Here is a 6,494-nt window from a genome sequence, read left to right on the forward strand (position 1 = left end):
GTCATCGGCTTTCGACAGTGGCGCCTGCGGGACGGGCGCCTTCACTCTCTGACGACCGACGACGAATGGAGACGTGGCGCGCTTGACGCTCATTGCAGCCGTTCGTCACACCCGAGCTCGGAGCAGGACGTGCTGCCCTCGGGACGGTGCAGCTGTGGCGTCTACGCCTACTATCGCCCGCTGCCGCGCACGGCGTCGGTCATATGGCCCGAGCTGGTCGCCGGCGCCGTCGCGTTATGGGGCGAGGTCCAGGCGCACGCGACCGGGCTGCGCGCCCAGCATGCGCAGGCAGTGGTGCTCGCGCTGCCCATGGGCCACGGGCGGAAGCGTCGCGAGCTGCTGACCCTCGCCGAGGAGCTGGGCGTCGAGGTCGTCTCGCCGCGGCACCTCCGCAGCGCCGCGGCCGTGCACGGCGGCGCGCTTCCTCACAAGCTCAAACCGGTGGCGGATCCCGTCGGCGTGGCTGCGGCGCTGCGATGGGGTGCGCGAACGCATCCGCTCGTGAGCACCAGGCTCCGCGGCCGCGACGGCTCCGAGGGGCACTAGCGCGCGCACGTCGATGGCTCACGCGAGGTAAGCTGGCCGCCGGCGACCTTGCGCTACGGCTGAGCAATCACCGCATACTGACGATCAGGGATGCCCCTTGGCACGGGCCGCGAGGATCGACTGCGTCTCCCGCGACGAGCACGGCCGCGCCCTCGACGGTCGGCCGATATGGAGACGCGAACGTTCCTGGACGAACGTTTGATTGCGTGAAGCGTCTGTGAATCGCGACAGTGCGCCCGCCTCGCCGGAGCACCTGGCGGCGGGGCGTCGTCCCTGCACCTCAAGCCGCCGCGAGGTCGTACATGGTCGTTGCCGTGCCCGCCCGGGCCACGGCCCCTGCCGGCATGCCGCCGCGCACGGGCGCGTGGGTCGTCGTTCCCACCTACAACGAGCGCGCCACCCTGCCTGCGCTCGTCGCCCGACTCCTCAACGCGCTCCCGGCCGCGCCGGCCGCCGACCTGCGGATCCTCGTCGTCGACGACAACTCCCCCGACGGCACCGGCGCGCTCGCCGACGAGCTCGCCGCCGCCGACGAGCGCCTCGCCGTCCTGCACCGCACCGCCAAGACCGGCCTCGGCGACGCGTACGCCGCAGGCTTCGCGGTCGCGCTCGACGCCGGCGCGCGGCGGATCATCCAGATGGACGCCGACGGCTCGCACGATCCCGCTGCGATCCCGGCGCTGCTCGCCGCGCTCGACGCCGGAGCCGACCTGGCGGTCGGCTCGCGCTATGTCGCCGGGGGTGCGACCCCCGACTGGCCTCTGCGCCGACGGATCCTCAGCCGCGGGGGATGCGCGTACGCCCGGCTCGTCCTCGGGCTCGAGATCCGCGACCTCACCGGAGGCTTCAAGGCGTGGCGACCGGACACGCTCGAGGCGGCGCTCGCCGAGCCGCTCACCGTTCAGGGGTATGGCTTTCAGATCGAGCTCACCGAGCGCGCCGTCCGCGGCGGGGCTCGGGTCACGGAGGTCCCGATCGCCTTCCGTGACCGCACGCAAGGGGAGAGCAAGATGGGCGCGGCCATCGTCCGGGAGGCGATCGTCCGTGTTCCGCAACTCCGGCTCGCGGCCCGAACGGCGGGTACACGAACCGCCGACGGCGGTCGCGGCACCAACGCACCAGCACTGAGCCCATCGCCCGTCAACCGGTCGGCGGGAGCCCGATGACCGCGATGCCCGCCAGCGCCGTGGCGCTCGCCGCCCGCTACCGCCGTCAGCTCTCGTTCGGGGTCGTGGGAGTCGCGGTCATGGCGGTCGGCTTCGCGGTGTTGTTCGTCCTCGTCCACGGCCTGGGCGTCAGTCCCCATCTCGCCTACTTCGTCCAGGCGATCATCTCGGTCGAGCTGAGCTTCGTCCTCAGCCGCTGTTGGACCTGGCGCGACCGCCGGGGACCGACACGCTCGGACGCATGGCGAGAGTGGCGGCGCTTCCACGGATCGCGCCTGGTCTCGATCCCCGCCAACCAAGCGTTGTTCTCCATGTTGGTCGTGACCGGATCGAGCGTCTGGGCCGCCAACACGACCTGCATCGCCCTGACGACGATCGTCAACTGGCTGGTGGGCCACCACCTCGTCTTCGGCCCGACGGCCACCGGCGCGACCACGCCCACCACGAACGCCGACCGATGACCCGCATCAGCGTCGTCATCCCGGTCAAGAACAGTCAGCGCACCATCGGCGCAGCCCTCGCGGGCATCCATGCGCAGACGGTCGCCGCCGACATCGAGGTCATCCTCGTCGGCGACGTCTGCGACCACACGTGGGACGCGCTGACGCTGACCGGCGACGCCGACTCGGCGCGCCGCTACGAGTTGCGCGTCATCGAGGTCGACGCGGACACCGGCGGCCGCGACTCCAACGTCAAGCGCAACGTCGGCCTCGAGGCGGCGACCGGCGACGTCCTGTGCCTCACCGACTCGGACATGGTCCTGCCGCCCGACTGGCTGGCGACGGGGCTCGCGCGGCTCGCCGACGGCAACGACTGCGCCGGCGGCCCGATGATCAGCGTCCACAAGGACTTCTGGGGCCGCTACGTCGACGACAACCCGGTCGCGAGCAAGACGCCGCGCATGCAGCGCGACTACGTGGTCGACCGCGCCACGATCGGCCGCCGCGGACGCAAGCTGCCGATCACCGCCAACGTCCTGTTCACGCGCGACGTCTACACGACGGTCGGCGGCCTCGATCCCAGCTTCGTCCACAGCTACGAGGACTATGAGTTCTTCCAGCGCATCGTCGACGCGGGCTTCCGCGTGCTCTGCACGGTGAGTCTCGCCGCCGAGCACTTCCACCGCCAGGGCTGGCGAGCGCTCGTCCGCGAGTACCACCGGTCGGGACGGGGTTGCGCCGACTTCGTCGGCAAGCACCCGCACAGCCCGTTCAGCCGCGATCGCCGGCTCCAGGCGGAGGTCGTCGCCACGGCCGTCGTGTTCGTCCCGGTCGTGGCGGCCGCCGACCCGATCGCGCTGCTGGCGCCCGCCGCCGCCGTCCCGGCGCTGGCCGCCTACACGCTCGCCAAGGCACGAACCGCCGACGCCGTCGCGTTCCCCGCCGTGACGTTCGTCCTCGGCCTCTCCTTCACCACCGGCCTGCTGCGCGGACTGCGCGGCTGGCGGGCACATCCCCCCGTTCGACCCCAGGAGGAACACTCGTGGTCACCCGCGTCCTGATCGCCACGACGGCGATCACCGCCCTGCTCGGCACCGCCGCCGGGGCTCCGGCCAAGCCACCGCCCCCCGTGGCGGCCAACCAGGACTTCTACTTCGAGCTCAACCAGACCAACCACGCCAAGCGCGGGTCGGTCACGGGCGCCTCGCCGAAGTCACTGGCCGCCGGGACCTGGTACGTCGCGCAGGTCCAGGGCACCGCGAGCTTCTCCAAGCCGTCGCAGTGGATCCATCCGAAGAAGCGCCACGGCCGCCCGGCGGTCGTCTGCGGCACGCCCGAGGCCGCCCCGCTCTTCCCGTCGCCGTTCGCCGCGACCGGCAAGGTCGGGTTCGACCCCGAGACGATGTTCGCCCGGATCACCCGCGCGGGCAGGTGCGGCGCCGATCCGCTGCCGCGGACCACGCGACGCTTCGAGATCGCACCGGGCCACGTGTTCCGCCACCCGACCCCGCTGGACGGGCGGCACACCGCGCCCACCGCCGACCACACCTACAACTACGCGTTCCTGGGCCTCGGCGGGCCGCTGAACCTGCGCGAGATCGACCGGCCGACGTTCGACAACTACGGCCGCTTCCACATCGTCATCCGCCCGGCGACCGACGCCGACTGCACCGGCACGCAGTGGCGCACGTTCGCCCGCTCACTCGGTCAGCAGGCGTTCACCAGCCAAGTCGCCTGCGAGGCCGCGCTCTGAGCGCGACGGCCATCCGACCCGCGCCTGAGCTCGCTCGCACGCGGGTTCGGGTGGTCGAGCTGCTCACGGCCGCCGGGGCATTCGCCCTGGCGGCCGTCGTGCGCTTCTGGTCGCTGGGCACGCGGCCGGGGTTCGACTGGGACGAGCCCGTCTACGGGGCCATCGGCCGCTCGGTCGCCCAGGGCCACGGCCTCTACGCCAAGCCGACTTTCGGCGTCGACCAGGCGCCCTACCTCTTCCACCCGCCGTTCTACTTCGAGTTGCTGGGCGGATGGTTCTCCGTGGTGGGGGAGGGGATCCCGCAGGCCCGCACGCTCGCCGCGCTCGGCTCGCTGGTCACGCTCGCCCTCCTCTACGCCCTCACCCGCCCCCGCTGGGGCACCTGGGCGCTCGCTCCCCTGACGATCATCGCGACCGACGGCTGGCTGGTCTTCACCAACCGCGTCAGCTGGATCGAGAACACCATGATGGTCTTCGCGGTCGCGGGCCTGGTCGTCTATGCCCATGCCCTGCGCCGTGACCGCGTCCGGCTGTTCGCCGCCGCCGGCCTCCTGCTGGGCTTCGCCGCGGTCTACAAGCATGTCGGCGCCTACGTGCTGCTTGCCGTAGCGGTGCACTACGCGCTCACGCGCGGCACCCGGCACGACCGCGCTTACCGCCGCGGCCACGTCGCGCTCGCCCTCGCCGCGCTCGCCGTGATCAGCGCCTACGTCGTCGGCGCGATCGCCTTCTCCTTCAGCCACGGCCACGACGCCTTCCTCGCCGACAGCCAGGTCCAGCTCGAGCGCCTGACCGGGCACAAGGCCAGCCGCGGGTCGATCGGCGGCGGCGGGATCGTCGACGCGCTCGTCGGCCCCTACAAGATCTTCGCCGTCACGCTCGCGCTCAGCCTGCTCGCCGGCCTCGCGGTCGTCGCGCGCACCATCCAGGCGCTGCGCCGTCGCACGACCGCAGTCGTCCCCGACCTGCTCCTCTACTCCTGGGCCGTCGCCGGCCTGCTCTCCTTCGCCGCGCTCAAGCTGAAGATGGGGCACTACTTCATGATGGTGGAGCTGCCCCTGCTGCTCTACCTCGCCGCCGAGGCGCGTCCCCTCGCACGTCAGCACGCCCGCGCAGCCGCCGCCGTCTTCGCCGTCCTCCTCGCGGCCAACTTCGTGACCTTCGACCTGCGCTTCGCCGGCCGCGACGACAACGCGCTCGCCGCCGTCGCCACCTACGCCGACCAGCACCTGCCCGCGGACGCCCTCGTGCTCACCGAGGAGAGCGTCGGCAGCATCATCCACCAGCCCTATTGCAAGTTCACCAAGGCCGGCGACTGCTATGCCGATGCGGCCTACCTCGTGACCTACCGCAGCGCGACCCAGCGCCCGCCGAGCGGTCCGATCCTCGATCGCCTGCTCCGGTACGCCACGCCGCTGGCGACGTTCAAGGGCTTCAAGGAGCGCATCACGGTCTTCCGCTCACCGGGCACCGGCGCCGTCTGCTCCGGCGACCGACTCCGCTCCGTCCTCTGCCGCTGGAACCCCGGGTGGATCGCTCGCACCGCGCCGCTTCGGGCGACCGCCGCCGGGCGCGGCGTCGACGTCCGCACGGGCGACTACCGGGCGCTGCGGCGCACCCGGCACCTGCGCCCGCTGACGCCGCTGCCGTCGCCCGACATGCCCGCGACAGTCCTGCTCGGCACGACGAAGGCCCACGACGCCGTCTTCCTCAACGTCGGCCACGCCACCTTCTCCGGGGCGGGCCGCTGCCGCCCGAGCCGCCGAGCCTGCGAGGTCCTGATGCTGCGAGCCGGACAGTCGGCCCACGTCGCGATCCCGACCGTCACCGGCGCGACGATCGACTCCGAGCTCAAGGTGGACACCGTCTCCTAGGACGCGACGACCGACACGCCCGTCTGGAACACCGTCGACGTCAACGCCGAGGGCGCCCGGTAGTACCCCTGCTTTAGATACGCCCGCTGGCCGGTGTACAGGGTTGCCAGCGGCGTGCGTGGCACGACGACCGCACCGCCCAGGCGCAGCTCGACGAACCCACCGCCCGGCTCCTCGGACCATCGGACCGCCAGCCTGAAGTCCTCCCAGCGTCCGCGCTCCAGCGGCGCGAAGTCCCAGCTGCGCGACTGCGCCGGCTCGCACCCTGGGCCGAGCCCGCCGCCGCGCACCTGCAGCCGCAGGCGCGCGGGCTGCAGTGCCGTGTTGACCTGCAGCGCGATGTTGGGGTGGCAACCGTCGGCCGCCGACCCGTGCCACTGCGTGAAGATGTTCCAGGTCGAGTCGGGCACGGGCGTGAAGTCCGCCGGGAAGCGCGTCGCCCACCGATAGACCTGCGTGGTCCCGGGCACCGCGCCCGTCGTGCTCACCGAGGCGACCCGCTCCGTGCGTTCCCCGGAGCGCACCGGCGAGTCGCCCGGGCGCACGACGAACCTCACCGCCTTGCGGGCGCCGACCGTCGCCGCGGCCACGCGCGACGCAACCGCCGCCTCGCGCTCGTGCCAGACGACAGGCCGCGCACCGGCAACCGCGGGCGCGAGCAGCGCGCTGGCGGCGGCAAGGCCGGCCCAGCCGGCGAGCAGGGGAAGACATCGGG

General features: G+C 72.5%; 7 protein-coding genes. 6 read left to right on the plus strand and 1 reads right to left on the minus strand.

All coding sequences use genetic code 11. From position 1 onward, the window contains the following. Positions 1 to 129 precede the first annotated feature (129 nt). The 6 genes from VK501_RS15825 to VK501_RS15850 all read left to right on the plus strand — a co-directional run bounded on the left by VK501_RS15825 (position 130) and on the right by VK501_RS15850 (position 5,779). The gene (locus VK501_RS15825) at positions 130 to 546 is read left to right on the plus strand and encodes a hypothetical protein (RefSeq protein ID WP_324338959.1); all 417 of its coding nucleotides are present in this window, start codon (positions 130 to 132) and stop codon (positions 544 to 546) included. A gap of 314 nt (positions 547 to 860) precedes the next feature. Next, a complete protein-coding gene (locus tag VK501_RS15830; protein WP_324338961.1) occupies positions 861 to 1,712 on the plus strand; it encodes a glycosyltransferase in 852 nt (283 codons plus the stop codon). A gap of 5 nt (positions 1,713 to 1,717) precedes the next feature. Beyond that, positions 1,718 to 2,173, plus strand: a complete 456-nt coding sequence (locus VK501_RS15835; protein WP_324338963.1) for a GtrA family protein — start codon at positions 1,718 to 1,720, stop codon at positions 2,171 to 2,173. Further along, positions 2,170 to 3,213, plus strand: coding sequence for a glycosyltransferase (locus VK501_RS15840; RefSeq protein ID WP_324338965.1), 1,044 nt, complete (start codon positions 2,170 to 2,172; stop codon positions 3,211 to 3,213). Before VK501_RS15835 ends, VK501_RS15840 begins: the two co-directional genes overlap by 4 nt. Then, positions 3,195 to 3,905 carry a hypothetical protein gene (locus tag VK501_RS15845; RefSeq protein ID WP_324338967.1) on the plus strand — a complete coding sequence of 237 codons (711 nt, stop codon included), beginning with the start codon at positions 3,195 to 3,197 and terminating at the stop codon, positions 3,903 to 3,905. Before VK501_RS15840 ends, VK501_RS15845 begins: the two co-directional genes overlap by 19 nt. 50 nt (positions 3,906 to 3,955) lie before the next feature. Beyond that, positions 3,956 to 5,779, plus strand: a complete 1,824-nt coding sequence (locus tag VK501_RS15850) for an ArnT family glycosyltransferase (RefSeq protein ID WP_324338969.1) — start codon at positions 3,956 to 3,958, stop codon at positions 5,777 to 5,779. Here the strand turns inward: VK501_RS15850 and VK501_RS15855 are convergent. Next, positions 5,776 to 6,494: polysaccharide lyase (locus VK501_RS15855; protein ID WP_324338970.1), on the minus strand; the 719-nt coding region annotated here is incomplete at its 5' end. The two genes, VK501_RS15850 and VK501_RS15855, sit on opposite strands and share 4 nt — an antisense overlap.

Source organism: Baekduia sp., assembly GCF_035318805.1.
GTDB lineage: Bacteria > Actinomycetota > Thermoleophilia > Solirubrobacterales > Solirubrobacteraceae > Baekduia.